Annotated in this window: 9 protein-coding genes and 1 riboswitch; of the genes, 5 read left to right on the top strand and 4 right to left on the bottom strand. The window is 71.2% G+C overall.

Translation table 11 applies throughout. The features are described from left to right. Positions 1–5: 5 nt before the first annotated feature. Positions 6–175, bottom strand: a riboswitch (cyclic di-AMP (ydaO/yuaA leader). A 365-nt stretch (positions 176–540) separates the two neighbouring features. Further along, entirely contained in the window at positions 541–3,027 is a 2,487-nt protein-coding gene (gene pcrA / locus ACZ7M7_RS08325; RefSeq protein ID WP_472114145.1) for a DNA helicase PcrA, read from the top strand. A 94-nt stretch (positions 3,028–3,121) separates the two neighbouring features. Here pcrA and ACZ7M7_RS08330 read toward each other — a convergent pair whose 3' ends face one another. After that, on the bottom strand, positions 3,122–4,591 hold the full coding sequence (locus ACZ7M7_RS08330; RefSeq protein WP_472114148.1) for a M23 family metallopeptidase: 1,470 nt from the start codon (positions 4,589–4,591) through the stop codon (positions 3,122–3,124). A 302-nt stretch (positions 4,592–4,893) separates the two neighbouring features. Continuing rightward, positions 4,894–5,754 (bottom strand): esterase/lipase family protein, encoded by an 861-nt coding sequence (locus ACZ7M7_RS08335; protein WP_472114150.1) that lies wholly within the window; start codon positions 5,752–5,754, stop codon positions 4,894–4,896. Positions 5,755–6,400: 646 nt separating this feature from the next. Here ACZ7M7_RS08335 and ACZ7M7_RS08340 point away from each other — a divergent pair. Then, complete coding sequence (locus ACZ7M7_RS08340) at positions 6,401–6,817, top strand: cobalamin B12-binding domain-containing protein (RefSeq protein WP_383612044.1); 417 nt, start codon at positions 6,401–6,403, stop codon at positions 6,815–6,817. Between the two features lie 99 nt (positions 6,818–6,916). Here ACZ7M7_RS08340 and ACZ7M7_RS08345 read toward each other — a convergent pair whose 3' ends face one another. Continuing rightward, positions 6,917–8,566 carry a DUF5691 domain-containing protein gene (locus tag ACZ7M7_RS08345; RefSeq protein WP_472114152.1) on the bottom strand — a complete coding sequence of 550 codons (1,650 nt, stop codon included), beginning with the start codon at positions 8,564–8,566 and terminating at the stop codon, positions 6,917–6,919. A 130-nt stretch (positions 8,567–8,696) separates the two neighbouring features. Then, positions 8,697–10,055, bottom strand: a complete 1,359-nt coding sequence (locus ACZ7M7_RS08350; RefSeq protein WP_472114155.1) for an SWIM zinc finger family protein — start codon at positions 10,053–10,055, stop codon at positions 8,697–8,699. A gap of 166 nt (positions 10,056–10,221) precedes the next feature. Between ACZ7M7_RS08350 and ACZ7M7_RS08355 the strand changes: the two genes are divergently transcribed. From ACZ7M7_RS08355 to ACZ7M7_RS08365, 3 genes are all read left to right on the top strand, one after another. Continuing rightward, positions 10,222–11,352 (top strand): ATP-binding protein, encoded by a 1,131-nt coding sequence (locus tag ACZ7M7_RS08355; protein WP_383611833.1) that lies wholly within the window; start codon positions 10,222–10,224, stop codon positions 11,350–11,352. 305 nt (positions 11,353–11,657) lie between these two features. Further along, positions 11,658–14,279 (top strand): DUF5682 family protein, encoded by a 2,622-nt coding sequence (locus ACZ7M7_RS08360; protein ID WP_472114158.1) that lies wholly within the window; start codon positions 11,658–11,660, stop codon positions 14,277–14,279. A 148-nt stretch (positions 14,280–14,427) separates the two neighbouring features. Next, complete coding sequence (locus ACZ7M7_RS08365) at positions 14,428–15,591, top strand: vWA domain-containing protein (RefSeq protein WP_472114161.1); 1,164 nt, start codon at positions 14,428–14,430, stop codon at positions 15,589–15,591. Positions 15,592–15,903 lie beyond the last annotated feature (312 nt).

The raw sequence follows: 15,903 nt of genomic DNA on the forward strand, positions 1-15,903 counted from the left end.
AGGCGACTCCTTCCATGCTCCGCCTACCGAGTTAGCTGTCGGGTTCGGGCGGGTGTTTCGGAAGGGTTGCCCTACGGCCGTCCCCCGGGCGGGAGTCGAGCCGATTCACCCCAAGTTCGGTGGGTCCCCGGCTCCGGGTTGCACGGCGGCGCTCCGGACTCGGCGGAGGCCGTGCGGCCCGGCGTCGTTCGCCGGTGGGGGTCGTACGGCCTGTCCGGCACGGTAGCCAACTCGTGTGGCCCCTGTGAAGGTTGATGTTCGATATGCCCGATACGTTTTCGTGACCTTGGCGATGTGTGTCGTGGATCGCGGTCGATGTGGGGCTGTTGGTGGCTGCTTGTCAGATTTTCTGAGGGTGGCGTGCATGTGGGAGGGATTAGGGCGGTTGGGTTCGAGGGGTTGCGCATCGTAATGGGATGGTTCTGCAGGGTGAGGGGGGTGTTGGGGTGTGCGGGGTTCGAAGATCGATGAGTGCTGAAACAGGTGATGTTCTCAGGGTGGCGGCGGGCTGTCAGTGGGGCGCCCTAGACTCGGAGAGCGATGAGCAGCCTCTTTGACGACAGCTTCCTGGCGGACCTCCAGGCCCCGCGGGCCCATGCGGGCGAACCTCCGCCGCCGCCCGAGGACGATCACGCTCCGGAGCCGGTTCCGGACGATCTGTTCGGCGGGAAGTTCGACATGCCGCCGGACCGGGACGAGTACTACCGCGACGGCGCCCCGCGCCCGGCCCTCGACGCGGCCGCGCTGCTGGAGGGGCTGAACGAGAACCAGCGTGCGGCCGTCGTCCACTCCGGCGGCCCGCTGCTCATCGTGGCCGGAGCCGGGTCCGGCAAGACGCGTGTGCTCACCCATCGCATCGCGCACCTGTTGGCTGAGCGGAATGTGCATCCGGGGCAGATCCTCGCGATCACCTTCACCAACAAGGCCGCGGGTGAGATGAAGGAGCGTGTCGAGCAGCTCGTCGGCCCGCGCGCGAACGCGATGTGGGTGATGACCTTCCACAGCGCGTGCGTCCGCATCCTGCGCAGGGAGAGCAAGAAGCTCGGGTTCACCTCGTCGTTCTCGATCTACGACGCTGCCGACAGCAAGCGGCTGATGGCGCTGGTATGTCGTGATCTGGATCTCGACCCCAAGCGTTTTCCGCCCAAGTCCTTCAGCGCCAAGATCAGCAATCTGAAGAACGAGCTGATCGACGAGGAGGACTTCGCCGCCCAGGCGACGGACGGCTTCGAGAAGACCCTCGCGCAGGCGTACGCCCTGTACCAGTCGCGGTTGCGGGAGGCCAACGCCCTCGACTTCGACGACCTGATCATGACGACGGTCAATCTGCTGCGCGCCTTCCCGGACGTCGCCGAGCACTACCGTCGGCGGTTCCGGCATGTGCTGGTGGACGAGTACCAGGACACCAACCACGCGCAGTACGCCCTGGTGCGCGAGCTCGTCGGTACCAGTGAGCACCCCGTCGACGTGCCGCCGAGCGACTCCGACATCCCGCCCGCCGAGCTGTGCGTGGTGGGTGACGCCGACCAGTCGATCTACGCCTTCCGGGGCGCCACCATCCGCAACATCCTCCAGTTCGAGGAGGACTACCCGGACGCGACGACGATCCTGCTGGAGCAGAACTACCGCTCCAGCCAGACGATCCTGACCGCCGCCAACGCGGTCATCGAGCGCAACGAGTCCCGGCGCCCCAAGAACCTGTGGACCAACGCGGGCGCGGGCGCGCGCATCACCGGCTATGTCGCGGACACCGAGCACGACGAGGCGCAGTTCGTCGCCGAGGAAATAGACCGACTGACGGACGCGGGCGATGCGAAGGCCGGTGATGTCGCCGTCTTCTACCGGACGAACGCCCAGTCCCGTGTCTTCGAAGAGATCTTCATCCGCGTCGGCCTGCCCTACAAGGTCGTCGGCGGGGTTCGGTTCTACGAGCGCAAGGAGGTCCGGGACGTCCTGGCCTACCTGCGCGTGCTCGCCAACCCCGAGGACTCCGTGCCGCTGCGGCGGATTCTGAACGTCCCGAAGCGGGGCATCGGCGATCGCGCCGAGGCGATGATCGACGCGCTTGCACAGCGGGAGAAGATCAGCTTCCCGCAGGCACTGCGGCGGGTCGACGAGGCGTACGGCATGGCCGCGCGGTCGACGAACGCCGTCAGGCGGTTCAACACGCTGATGGAGGAGCTCCGTACGATCGTCGAGTCGGGCGTGGGGCCGGCGACCGTTCTGGAGGCGGTCCTCGAACGGACCGGGTACCTGGCCGAGTTGCAGGCCTCCACCGACCCTCAGGACGAGACCCGGATCGAGAACCTTCAGGAACTCGCGGCCGTGGCCCTGGAGTTCGAGCAGGAGTCGGCTGAGGGTGAGGCCACCGTCGGGCTCGCGGCCTTCCTGGAGCGGGTCGCGCTCGTCGCCGACTCCGACCAGATTCCGGACGAGGAGGAGGACGGCTCCGGCGTCATCACCCTGATGACCCTGCACACGGCCAAGGGCCTGGAGTTCCCGGTCGTCTTCCTCACCGGCATGGAGGACGGCGTCTTCCCGCACATGCGCGCCCTCGGTCAGGCCAAGGAACTGGAGGAGGAGCGGCGGCTCGCGTACGTCGGCATCACGCGCGCGCGTGAGCGGCTGTATCTGACGCGCTCGTCGCTGCGGAGTGCGTGGGGGCAGCCTTCGTACAACCCGCCGTCCCGCTTCCTGGAGGAGATCCCGGCGGCGCACGTGGACTGGAAGCGGACGGGGGCGACCGCGCCCGTGTCGTCCGGTCCGGCGGCCGGCGTTGCGGCCTCGCTGTCCTCGTCCCGCTCGCGCTCCTCCGCGTCGGGGGCGTCCGGGTTCGCCACCCGGCGGACCTCGGAGAAGCCGGTCGTCCAGCTGGCGGTCGGGGACCGGGTCACGCACGACCAGTTCGGGCTCGGCACCGTGACGGCGGTCAAGGGCACGGGCGGGAACGCCGAGGCGACGATCGACTTCGGGGACACCAAGCCGAAGCGGTTGCTGCTGCGGTATGCGCCGGTGGAGAAGCTGTAGCGCAGACAAGCGTGCGCCCCCGCTGAGGTCTTGAGGAGCGGGGGCGCTGAGCGCACAAGGCAGTCGGCGGTGCCGAAGGTGTTGGTCGGGCTGCTTACGACGGGTCGAGGCCGTGGCTGCGCAGCCAGGACAGTGGGTCTATCGCCGAGCCGCCGCCCGGTCGCACCTCGAAGTGCAGGTGCGGGCCGGTCGAGTTGCCGGAGTTGCCGGAGTACGCGATCGGGTCGCCGGCCTTCACCGTCGTACCGGAGGCGACGCGGTAGCTGGAGAGGTGGCAGTACCACGTCTCCGTGCCGTCCTTCGCGGTCACGATCATCATGTTGCCGTAGGCGCTGTTCCACTGCGTGCGGACGGTGCCGTCGGTCGCGGCCATCACCGTCGTGCCGTACGAGACGGGGAAGTCGATGCCGCTGTGGATGGACATCCAGTTGATGCCGGACTGGCCGAAATAGGCGCTCAGGCCGTGCTGCGCGACCGGAACCGCGAACTTGGGGCGCAGCCGCTCCTTGCGGGCCGCCTCCTCGGCGGCCTTCTTCTTCTCGGCCACCTGCTGGGCCTTGAGGTCGATGCGCTCCTGCGTGCGGCTGGCCCGGTCGGCGAAGTCGTCGGCGCCGGCGGAGAGACTCTCGAGCTGGGTGTCCAGCTTGTTGTTCGCCGTGGACGGCTTCACGGCCTCGGTGTCCGAGGCCAGCGTGGAGGACGCTTCCTTGTCGTCGGTGAGGCTGCCGACGGAGGCGGCGGCGATTCCCGCGACACCCATCACACACGCCGAGGGCACAGCGACCGTCAGCAGCGCGGAGCGCTTGGGGGGCGTGCGGCGGCGGGAGCGGGCCCCGCTGCGGGAGGCGGCGCGCGGGGAGGGTGCCGGAGCGGTCTCCTCCTGGTCGTCCAGGAGGGGCGTCACGGCGGGGAGTTCGCCGGTGGCGGTCAACTCGGCGTCGCCCTCGGCGGGGGCGTCGTACGCCGTCGGGTCCAGATGCTCGAAGTGCGCGGTCGCCTGCTGATCGAAGGATTCTGCTGAGTGCTCGTACTCGTCGATCGCCTGCGTGCCGGTGTCGATGCCGCCGTCGGAGTTCCATTGCGTGGCGTCGTACGCGCCCGTGTCGTACGCCTGGGTGCCCCATTCCCAGTTCTGGGTCTGGTCGGCCGGGGCGCCGGACTGATCGGGCTGGAGCCAGGCGTTCGCGTCCCACTGCCCCGAGGCGTCGTGGCCGTTGGCCTGCTGGGGGACGAAGGCGAGCCGCTCGTGGTCGGTCGTCCAGGCGGTGGTGTCGTACGCGCCGGTGTCGTAGGCGGCGTGGTGCTGGGCCGCGTAGGCGTCGTAGTTCACGGTGTGGTGGCTGCCCGTGGACCACTGCGTGGTGTCGTACGTGCCCGTGTTCTCGCCGGGAAGGCTGCCGAACAGGGGGTCTGCGTCGAAGGTCGTGGTGGTATGCCCGGTGGCGCCAAATCCGGTGGCGTCGTAGGTGCCGTACGTGGTGGAGTCACCGTAGTGGGCTTCCTGGGCACCGTACGACGCGTAATGCGCCGAGGCGGCATCGGAAGCCGAGGTCGGGGAGGTCATGGTCCCCGACGGGTGACGATCGTCCACCAACTTCTCTCTCGCCTCGACAACAGGGGCTGCCAGAGCAGTGCGGCGACTGTACCCGGCGGTATGCGGGCACGACAATCTTCGGCAGGTTTCGCGCGCGCAGGAAACGGGCATTCGGCCGTGTTTTGGCGGACTGCGGGCGTGAGTTTGGCCTTGTGTTCGAAGATTGTTCGACGTTTGGTCAGCTGTCCTGAGGCCGTATGGCGAGTGCGATCAGCGCGTCGGGTGGCTGTCGGGTGATGGTCGGGCGAGGCCGGCGGGATGGTGCGGGAGGGTTACGCCACTGTCAGGCCGCCGGCCTGGGCGGTGGCCTCGGCTCCGGTTCGTGCGGTGTCGAGGGCCTGCCGGATCCCGGTCGCCACGGCGGGGTGCACGGGCAGGGCGAGGTGCCCGATGCCGGTGACGCGGACGTTCTGCGCCATCAGGTCCGGGTGGTCGATGCAGGCCGTCTCCAGCGGGTCCATCAGGTGGTCGAGATCGCTCCAGAAACTCACGAAGTGGGTACGGCAGCCGGGCGCGGGCCGGGCCAGCTCCTCGAGGACCGGTGAGCCGGGGCGCATCTGACGCACGATCGGGTGCGCGTTCGCCAGCGGGACGACACGGGTGCCGGAGTGCGGCGTGCCGAGTGTGACGAGGGTGCGGACCCTGAGGTCGCCGCCGAGACGCTGCACGTAGTAGCGCGCTATCAGCCCGCCGAGGCTGTGCCCGACGACGTCCACCTGCCTGCTGCCGGTGCGCTCGCAGATCTGCTCTATGTGCCGGCCGAGCAGTTCGGCGGCGGTGCGGATGTCGCAGGTCAGCGGGGAGTAGTTGAGCGACTCGACCTGGTGCCTGCCGTGCTGGGCCAGGCTGCGCCGCAGCAGGACGAAGACGGAGCGGTTGTCGATGAAGCCGTGCAGCAGGACGACGGGGGGATTGGTCTCCGTCGGCAGCTGGGCGGGCTCCTGCCCGGGGAGCTGCGGGCCGGGCCGGCGCTCCTGTGCGATGCCGGAGGGGTACAGCAGCACGTGTCCGGCAAGGATCGCCAGCTCGAGGGCGGTCGCCTTCAGCAGGGCCAGGGAGAGGCCGGCGAGTCTGCTCGGGAGCAGGCGTCGGCAGAGCGGGAGAAAGGGGAGTACTACCCCGGTGACCTTCATGGCCGACCTCCTTGTGGCACGCAGGAGGACGGCTCCGGCCCCCGTGTGCCCTCATGGGAAGCCGCGGTGGAGGTGGCCGGCGAGGCATGAGGAAGGCGCGTGGGGTGAGCGAGGCGCGAGAAGTGGTCGGTCGGGTCGGCCATGGTGCACCGATGACCTGACGGGGCTCCCTGCCGGTGTGGCGACGAGGCTCCCCGCTGTCGTGCCTTACCTGCCCTACGTGCCCTTCGTGCCAGCGTCGATGCGCCGCATCGCCACGTCGCGCGGCCTGCGGCGCGGTGGTGCGGCGACCTCGTTGCGGCTCCCGTTGCGCTTGGTCCCGCTGCGACGCGTGTACCGCAGACCGCTGCGGCGCGTGTGCCGCAGAGATACGGAACGGTGCGCGGCGAACGTGTCCCACCGTGTGATTTCCCCCTCGCTCTGCACCGCGAAACTGCCGGTTGCGGGATGCTGGAGATAACGTTCGTTTACTTGCTCGGGCGGTGTGGCCCGGGACGTCCGTGCCGTGAGGGTGCGTCCGGCGCTGTGAGCGGCGGAAAAGTGCGATACGCGCACCATGTATGACATGTGCGGCCAGTGCGGCATAACTCATATGTGAGCGGTGCTTGTCGGTACGGATGGATGTAGTCGCTTCATGGAGGCAGTGATGGGTGTGGCAGCCGGTCCGATCCGCGTGGTGGTGGCCAAGCCTGGGCTCGACGGCCATGATCGAGGGGCCAAGGTGATCGCGCGGGCGCTGCGCGACGCCGGTATGGAGGTCATCTACACCGGGCTCCACCAGACTCCCGAGCAGATCGTCGACACCGCGATCCAGGAGGACGCCGACGCGATCGGTCTGTCCATCCTCTCCGGCGCCCACAACACCCTCTTCGCCGCCGTGATCGAACTCCTCAAGGAGCGCGATGCGGCGGACATCCTGATCTTCGGAGGCGGGATCATCCCCGAGGCGGACATCCCCCCGCTGAAGGAGAAGGGTGTCGCGGAGATCTTCACGCCGGGGGCGACGACTCACGCGATCGTGGACTGGGTGCGGGCGAACGTCCGACAGCCCGCGGGAGCGTAGGGCGCTGCTCGGTGCGGGGGACTCGACGGTGATCGGGTGGCTGCCCCTGAGGGCTGCCGCCCCCCCACCCCCGGCTTCGGCACTGAACGGGCCTTGTCCTCAAACTCCCCCAGAGGGGATGCCCCCGGACGGGCCGCACGGCGTCAGCTCCTCGATCATGGCCGCCCGCAACCGCAACGTCGTGACCAGCCGCTGAAACGCCTCCGCCCAGTAACCCCCCGCCCCCGGTGACGCGTCCTCCGGCTCGTCCGGTACCGCCAGCAGGCCGTCGAGGCGGCTTGCCTCGGTCGGGTCGAGGCAGCGCTCGGCCAGGCCCATCACTCCGCTGAAACTCCATGGATAACTCCCCGCGTCCCGCGCGATGTTGAGCGCGTCGACCACCGCCCGCCCGAGCGGCTCGGCCCAGGGCACGGCGCAGACTCCGAGCAGCTGAAACGCCTCGGACAGGCCATGCGTCGCGATGAACCCGCCGACCCATTCGGCCCGTTCGGCGGAACCCAGCGTGCCGAGCAGCTTCGCGCGCTCAGCCAGGGACACCGCACCCGGGCCGCCGGCTTCGGGGGCCGAGGGCGACCCGAGGAGTGCCCTCGCCCACTCGCCGTCCCGCTGGCGCACCGCCGCCCGGCACCACGCCGCGTGCAGCTCGCCCTGCCAGTCGTCCGCCACCGGCAACGCCACGATCTCCTGAGGCGTACGTCCGCCCAGCCGCCCCGGCCACGTGCCGAGCGGCGTCGCCTCCACCAACTGGCCGAACCACCATGACCGTTCACCCCGGCCCGCCGGAGCCTTGGCCACGACGCCGTCGCGCTCCATACCCGCGTCGCACTCGTGCGGTGCCTCCACGGTGACCGTCGGGGCCTCGCCTGTGTGATCGAGGGCCACGCATGTCCCGGCCCGCACTGCCATTCGCGCCGCGAGTGCCGAATCCGGCAGCGCCGACAGCAACTCCGCCGCCGTCGCCCGGACATTGCGGCTCCGGTCGGCCAGCGCCTGCTCCAGGAACGGCTCGTCCTGAGGGCCCAGACCACTGCGCAGCGAGTCCAGGAACATCAGCCGGTCCTCGGCCCGCTCCGTCGCCCACGTCGTGGTCAGCAGCTCACGGGCGGCGGCGGGCTCACCCGCGCGTATCGCGGAGAGCAGGGCAACCCGCTCGGCGAACAGTCCCTCCTGCCAGAGCTGCTGGACCTCGGCGGGGTTGTCCAGGTGCGGGAGTGCCGCGCCGCCACCCGGGGTCGCGCGCAGGGCGAAGCGCCAGTCCGGGTTCAGCCGGGCGAGCCACACCGCCCGCGGGCCGGCGAACGTCAGGGCCGCCGGTCGAAGGTCCGTCCGGCCCCGCGCCGCGTCCAGCAGCGCGGGCAGCAACTGCGGGGGCGGCGCGAAACCGCGGTCGTTCGCCGTCGCGAGCCACTGGGGCAGCAGCTCCATGAGGTCCGGGGCCGTGCCTCTGCGGCCGCCGCCGACGCCGGGACGGTCGGTGAGCAGCATCCCCAGCCTGCGGGCCGCAGCCGAGGGCAGTGCGGGGCGAGGGTCCTCGGGGGCCGGCCGTGGCCGCTGCGCTGCCGGGGTCGGCCGCATCCCGGCACGCCGTCGTACGGTCTCCACGGCCGCCGTGTCGAGCAGTGCCAGCGGTGCTTCCTGGCCCGGTGCGGAGCCGGGAGGCGTACGCCGGTCCGTGCCGAGGAGCGCCGCGGTGACGAGTTCCTCCCAGGCGCTCGGTGGCGAGTCCACGGGAACCGAGGGGCTGTTCATCAGGGTCGTTCCTCTCTGCCTTCGTGCTGGGTGCCGTGGAGCGGTGACGGGAGCCTTGGGGTCGGATGCCCCTGGGGCTGGGGCTGGGGCTGGGGCTGCAGCTGGGGTGGGTGGGCGGATCCGGTGCCGCTCAGCACAGCTGCACCGCCTCTCCCTGCCCCTGCGGCCAGGCCGTCAGCGGGGTGAAGCCGCGGTGGCCGCACTCGCCGAACACCTTGACCGGCGCGCCGCCCGACAGCGCGACCAGGCGCCAAAAGCCCGGACGGGCACGGGCGGCCGGCGTGAGTGGCAGGGCCGAGTCCGTGTCGGCATCGGCCAGTTGCCACGAGTCGCCGTCCGGCGTCGGTACGACCCGGTCCAAGGTCACCGGGACGGAGTCCAGCCATGGGTCGTCACGGAGCGCCGCGCCGTAACGGGCGGTCGCCTCGGTCGTCGTCACGCCCGGCGGCCGTATTGCTGCGGGCGCGGGCGGTGCGAACTGCTCGCCCAGGGCCGCCCGCAGCTGCCCGGCACCCGGGTACGCCGACACCTCCGCCTCCAGGGCCAGCCCCACCGGCAGCGCCAGCTCCGGGGCGCGGCCGGCGGCGCCATAGGAGAGGAGCAGTGCCGTGCGGCCCGACTCGGCGCCGTGCAGCCATATCCGGCGCGTCGTCAGCTTCGTGTCCGCCGTGTCGTACTGGGCGAGGACCAGCCAGCGGTCACGGACGGGCGGGCCGTCCGCCGAGGCGGGCAGGCCGATGCGGGAGCGGACCGTGTCCCCCAGGGCGTCGGGCAGCCGCTCTCGGCGCAGCCAGCCCTGGTCGAGGAGGTGGAGAAGCGAGCACTCCTCCAGCAGACGCACCGGCCAGCCGGGGCCCGACGCCGGGATCGTACCCAGTTCCCTTACCCGCGCGGCCAGTCCGGGAGCCTGCGCGTCGACCATGCGGGCCGCTGTCTCCTCCCACATCCCGTACCCCGCCTGTTCCGCGCCGGCCAGGCCGCCGCGCAGCAGGTCCGCCAGGCGCTGCTCCAGCTCCGTCGCCCCCGCCGTGACGCGCACGGCCCGGCGCTCCGCACGACGCCGCGCCGCCTCCGGGTCAGCCGACGCCGTCGAGGAACCGGAGGCGCCCGCCGTCCGCTTCTCGTCCGCGCGCTGCCTTCTCCCCTTTATCCACTCCTCCGCCCAGTCCGGCGGCTGCTGCGCCGGCGGCACCGCACCTTCTCCGCCCGCCCAGAGCAGCAGCAGCCCGAGCGCGTGCTTGCATGGGAACTTCCGGCTCGGACAACTGCACTTGTACGCGGGCCCGGACGCGTCCGCGATGTCGATGACCGTCTGATACGGCTTGCTGCCACTGCCCTTGCACAGCCCCCACACCGTCCCCTCGTCGGAACTCCCCGCCTCGGACCACGGTCCTGCCGCGCCGAGTTTGCTTCCCGCTTTGCGTGATGCGGCGTCAGGTGCCAGTGCCAGCACCTGGTCCGCGGTCCAGCGCACCCCCTGCTGAGTCATGCCATCGAAGGTAGATCCCACCACTGACAATCGGCCGGGGCGGACGACCCGCGAGTGGCTCTGCGGGTGCGTTTGCGCAGGTCGGAACGCGTTGTCAGTGGCGTGGTGCAACGTGGATGCCAGATCCGAAACGGCTGAACCGGCCGAGCTGGAGGGGGACTTTGCCATGTCTGTTTCCGTAGAACCGAAATCCGTCGAAGCGGGGAAGACGGAAGCGGCCGAGGTGTTGCGACCGCACGCCGAGAACGCCTTCGCCCATGAACTCGCCGCGCTGGCCGAGCAGGACGACCGCCCGCGTCCGACCCGCTGGAAACTGTCGCCGTGGGCGGTGGCCACCTATCTGCTCGGCGGCACGCTGCCGGACGGCACGGTGATCACACCGAAGTACGTGGGCCCGCGCCGCATCGTCGAGGTCGCCGTCACCACGCTCGCCACGGACCGCGCCCTGCTCCTGCTCGGTGTGCCCGGCACCGCGAAGACGTGGGTCTCCGAGCACCTCGCCGCGGCGGTCAGCGGCGACTCGACGCTGCTGGTGCAGGGCACGGCGGGCACGCCGGAGGAGGCGATCCGCTACGGCTGGAACTACGCACAGCTGCTCGCGCACGGCCCGAGCCGTGACGCCCTCGTGCCCAGCCCCGTCATGCGGGCCATGGCGGAGGGGATGACTGCGCGCGTCGAGGAGCTGACCCGAATTCCGGCGGACGTGCAGGACACCCTGATCACGATCCTGTCGGAGAAGACGCTGCCGATACCGGAGTTGGGCCAGGAGGTGCAGGCGGTTCGCGGCTTCAACCTCATCGCCACGGCCAACGACCGCGACCGCGGGGTCAACGACCTGTCCAGCGCTCTGCGCCGCCGCTTCAACACGGTCGTGCTGCCGCTGCCGGAGAGCGTCGATGCCGAGGTGGACATCGTCTCCCGGCGCGTCGACCAGATCGGCCGCTCGCTCGATCTGCCGGCCGCGCCCGACGGCATCGACGAGATCCGCCGTGTCGTGACTGTCTTCCGCGAGCTGCGCGACGGGGTGACCGCCGACGGCCGCACGAAGCTGAAGTCGCCGAGCGGCACGCTGTCGACGGCCGAGGCGATCTCCGTCGTCACCAACGGCCTCGCCCTGGCCGCCCACTTCGGTGACGGAGTGCTGCGCTCCGGCGATGTCGCCGCGGGCATCCTCGGCGCCGTGGTCCGCGATCCGGCGGCGGACCGGGTCGTCTGGCAGGAGTACCTGGAGGCGGTCGTGCGTGAGCGGGACGGCTGGACGGACTTCTACCGGGCGTGCCGGGAGGTGAGCGTGTGAACGAGGACGACCTTGGGTGGGGTCGCCCGAGCGGTGGGCCCAAGTCGGGCGGGTCCGTGGCGGCGGATTAGGGGGATGCGGCGGATTCGGGGGATGGGGGTGGCCGGGGTGGCGCCAGGCGGTGGTGCGACGGGTGGGGCGGGGAGGGTGCGGTCGTCGGCGTCGTCCGGCGGCTGTGCAGGAGACGGGGATGGTGCTGTGAGGGGTGACGAGATGCGTCGGGAGCTGAGCGCGGACGGGCGGTCGGCGGGCGTGGCGGTGCGGGCGGCGGCGGTGTCGGACAGTTGGGGACCGAGGGGGACGGTGTGACTGGCGTGGACAGGTCCGGTGGCGAGGGGCGGGCTGTCGGGCCGCTGCTGCTCGGCGTGCGGCATCACGGCCCCGGGTCGGCGCGGACGGTGCGGGCGGCGTTGGACGCGGCGCAGCCTCGGGTCGTGCTGATCGAAGGGCCGCCGGAGGCCGATGCCCTGATCGCGCTCGCCGGTGACGAGGACATGCGACCGCCGGTCGCCCTCCTTGCCCACGCCGTGGACGAGCCCGGCCGCTCGGCCTTCTGGCCGATGGCCGAGTTCTCCCCGGAGTGGGTCGCGATCCGCTGGGCCTTGGAGCACGAGGTGCCGGCCCGCTTCATCGACTTGCCGGCTACGCACACGTTGGCGTGGGGGAGGGATGAGGAGTCGGCGGGTGTCGATGAGGACGGGGGGCCGACGCCCGCCGACAAGGACGGTGGGCTGGTGTCGGCCGACGACCAGGCGGGCTCGGCACCCGGGCCGGCCGACCGGGGGGCCGATGAGCCTGACGGGGAGCAGGCCGACGGGAGCGGCGCCGGTCTCGTCGTCGGCCCTGGCTCCGGCGCCGACGGTCCTGGCCCCGGTCCCGGTCCCGGTGCCGATGTCCGGGTCGACCCTCTCGCCGTGCTCGCCGATGCCGCTGGTTACGACGATCCCGAGCGGTGGTGGGAGGACGTCGTCGAGCACCGGGGGGTGGCAGACGGGGATGCGTTCGCGCCGTTTCTCGGGCTCGAGGAGGCCATGGGGGCGTTGCGAGAGGCGTACGGGAGCGGGGGGCATGAGCGGGACCTCGTGCGGGAGGCGTATATGCGGCTCCAAGTACGAGCCGCACAGCGGGAGTTCGCGGACGATGTGGCCGTGGTCTGCGGGGCGTGGCACGTGCCCGCGTTGCGGCAGAAGAGCACCGTGGCCGCCGACAAGGCGCTGCTGAAGGGGCTGCCCAAGGTCAAGACCGATATGACGTGGGTGCCGTGGACGAACCGGCGGTTGGCCCGGGCCAGTGGTTACGGGGCGGGGATCGACTCTCCGGGGTGGTACGGGCACCTTTTCGGCGTACCGGACCGGCCGGTCGAGCGGTGGCTGACCAAGGTGGCCGGGCTGCTGCGGGACGAGGACCAAATCGTGTCCTCGGCGCACGTCATCGAGGCCGTGCGGCTGGCGGAGACGCTGGCGGCGATGCGCGGACGCCCGTTGCCGGGACTGGGCGAGATGACCGACGCGGTGCGGGCGGTGATGTGCGAGGGCTCGGACGTGCCGCTCGCGTTGGTGCGCGACCGGCTGGTCGTGGGGGACGTGCTGGGGGAGGTGCCGCGGTCGGCGCCGACGGTGCCGTTGCAGCGGGACCTCGACCGGATGCAGCGGCGGCTGCGGCTCAAACCGGAGGCGTTGGAGCGGGAGTTGGAGCTCGACCTGCGCAAGGAGAACGACGCCGAGCGCAGCAGGCTGCTCCATCGGCTGCGACTGCTCGGCGTGGAGTGGGGTGAGCCGGTCGCGTCGCGGGGGAGTACGGGGACGTTCCGGGAGACGTGGCGGCTGCGGTGGGAGCCCGAGCTGTCCGTGCGGATCGCGGAGGCGGGGGTGTGGGGGACCACCGTGTTCGCGGCGGCCACCGCCAAGGCGGAGGCGGACGCCGTCGCCGCGCAGGGGCTCGCCGACGTCACCGCACTCGCCGAGCGCTGCCTGCTGGCCGAACTGCCGGACGCGCTGCCTGTGGTGATGCGGATCCTGGCCGATCGGGCGGCTCTCGACGCCGACGTCGGCCATCTCGCCCAGGCGCTGCCCGCGCTGGTGCGGTCGCTGCGGTACGGCGATGTGCGGGGCACGGACACCAGGGCACTCACAGAGGTCGCTGCGGGGCTCGCCGAGCGCATCTTCGTCGGCCTGCCCCCGGCCTGTGGCGCGCTGGACGCGGATGCCGCCGAGGAGATGCGGCGCCATGTGGACGCGGTGCATGGAGCGGTGGGGTTGTTGGGCGACGCGGTGGCGTCGGCGCGGGGCGAGGGCGAGGGCGAGGGCGTCGCGGTCGGGCCCGGTACCACTCCGGGCGACTCGGCCGCGCTCGGACACGGCGACCTGCGCAATCGTTGGCACGGGGTGCTTCGGGTCCTGTCCGTGCGGGACACCGTGCCCGGCGTCATCAGGGGGCGTGCCGTGCGGCTGCTCCTGGATGACGGGGAGTTGGTGCAGGAGGAAGCGGCGCGGCTGATGGGGCTCGCGTTGTCGCCGGGGACGCCGCCGGGGGACGCGGCCGCGTGGATCGAGGGGTTCGTGGGAGGTGGGTCCGGCGGCGGGATGCTGCTGGTCCACGACGAGCGGCTGCTCGGGCTGGTCGATACGTGGCTGACGGGCGTGTCGGCGGAGGCTTTCACGGACGTACTGCCGCTGCTGAGGCGGACGTTCTCGGCGTATGAGGCCGGGGTGCGGCGAACCTTGGGTGAGCTGGTCCGGCGGGGGCCGGGGGAACGGGGGAGCAGGCAGGCCGGCGGGTCCGGCATACCCGGCTTCGGTGCCGAGCTCGATGTCGAGCGAGCGGATGCCGTGGTGCCGGTGGTGCGGTTGCTGCTGGGACTGGATCGGGCGGAAGAGGACGCCGAGGGCGACGTCGGCGCGAACAAGCTGGTGGGGGCTACGGGATGACGACTGGCGGAGTGACGGAGCCGAGGGAGCGCGTCGGAGCGGTGGGCGCTGTCGGGCAGCTGCACGGGTTCGCGGCGCAGGGGCGGCGCACGACCACGACCGTGCCGGTGATGCCGCTGTGGGAGCGGCCTCGTGAGGGAGTGTGCCGATGACGACCGAGGCGATGGATCCGGCCCGAGAGCGGCTGCGGCGGTGGCGGATGGTGCTGGGCGGTGACAATGCCGACGGCACCGGGTGCGCGCTCTCCGGGAAGGACGCCGCGATGGACGGGGCGCTCACCGCTCTCTACGGCAAGGGGGACAAGTCGTCGGCGGGGAAGGACCGTTCGGCGGGACTCGGGGCGTCGGCGCCGTCCGTGGCGCGGTGGCTCGGGGACATCCGTACGTACTTCCCGTCCTCCGTCGTACAGGTCATGCAGCGGGACGCCATCGACCGGCTCGGGCTGTCCACGCTGCTGCTGGAGCCGGAGATGCTGGAGGCGGTGGAGGCGGACGTGCACCTCGTCGGCACGTTGCTCTCGCTCAACAGGGCGATGCCGGAGACGACGAAGGAGACGGCAAGGGCCGTCGTGCGCAAGGTCGTCGAGGACCTGGAGAAGCGGCTCGCCACCCGCACGCGGGCCACCCTCGCCGGCGCTCTGGACCGCAGTGCCCGCATCAACCGGCCGCGCCACCACGACATCGACTGGAACCGCACGATCGCGGCCAACCTCAAGCACTACCTCCCCGAGTACCGGACGATCGTGCCGGAGCGGCTCATCGGGTACGGGCGGGCGTCGCAGTCCGTGAAGAAGGAGGTCGTTCTCTGCATCGACCAGTCGGGGTCGATGGCGGCGTCGGTGGTGTACGCGTCGGTGTTCGGGGCCGTGCTGGCGTCCATGCGGTCCATCAGCACGCGGCTCGTCGTCTTCGACACCTCCGTCGTCGACCTCACCGACCAGCTCGACGACCCCGTCGACGTCCTGTTCGGCACGCAGCTCGGTGGCGGCACGGACATCAACAGGGCGCTCGCGTACTGCCAGTCGCAGATCACCCGGCCCGCGGAGACGGTGGTCGTGCTGATCAGCGACCTCTACGAGGGCGGTATACGGGACGAGATGCTCAAGCGGGTCGCCGCGATGAAGGCCTCGGGGGTGCAGTTCGTGGCGCTGCTGGCGCTGTCGGACGAGGGGGCGCCGGCGTACGACCGGGAACACGCGGCCGCGCTCGCCGTACTGGGCGCACCGGCCTTCGCCTGCACGCCCGACCTGTTCCCGGAGGTGATGGCGGCGGCCATCGAGAAGCGACCGATACCGGTGCCGGACATGGTGTGAGGGGAGGGGCTGAGAGGAGAGGGCGAGGAGGGGCCCGAGGACGGGATCGGGAAGGTCGAATAGCCCGGAATGGCTGGCGATTTGTCGACCTGGTGACGCCCGACTTGAGTCAGCAAAAGGGACATGAGGTGCATCGGTAGCGGAGGACTTGCGCAACATCGGGAGGACCGTGCGAGTATCGGACGCCTGTTCAGCGGTGCGCCGCGCTCCGCTCGTCCGTACCGCGTCGCATCGACTCGCTGCTCATCACGCGTACTTCGTTCCGCCGCACGGGAGGACTCCCCGTCTTGACTTGGCCGGCCACGTTGCCCG

Source organism: Streptomyces sp. NPDC111606, from assembly GCF_055656945.1.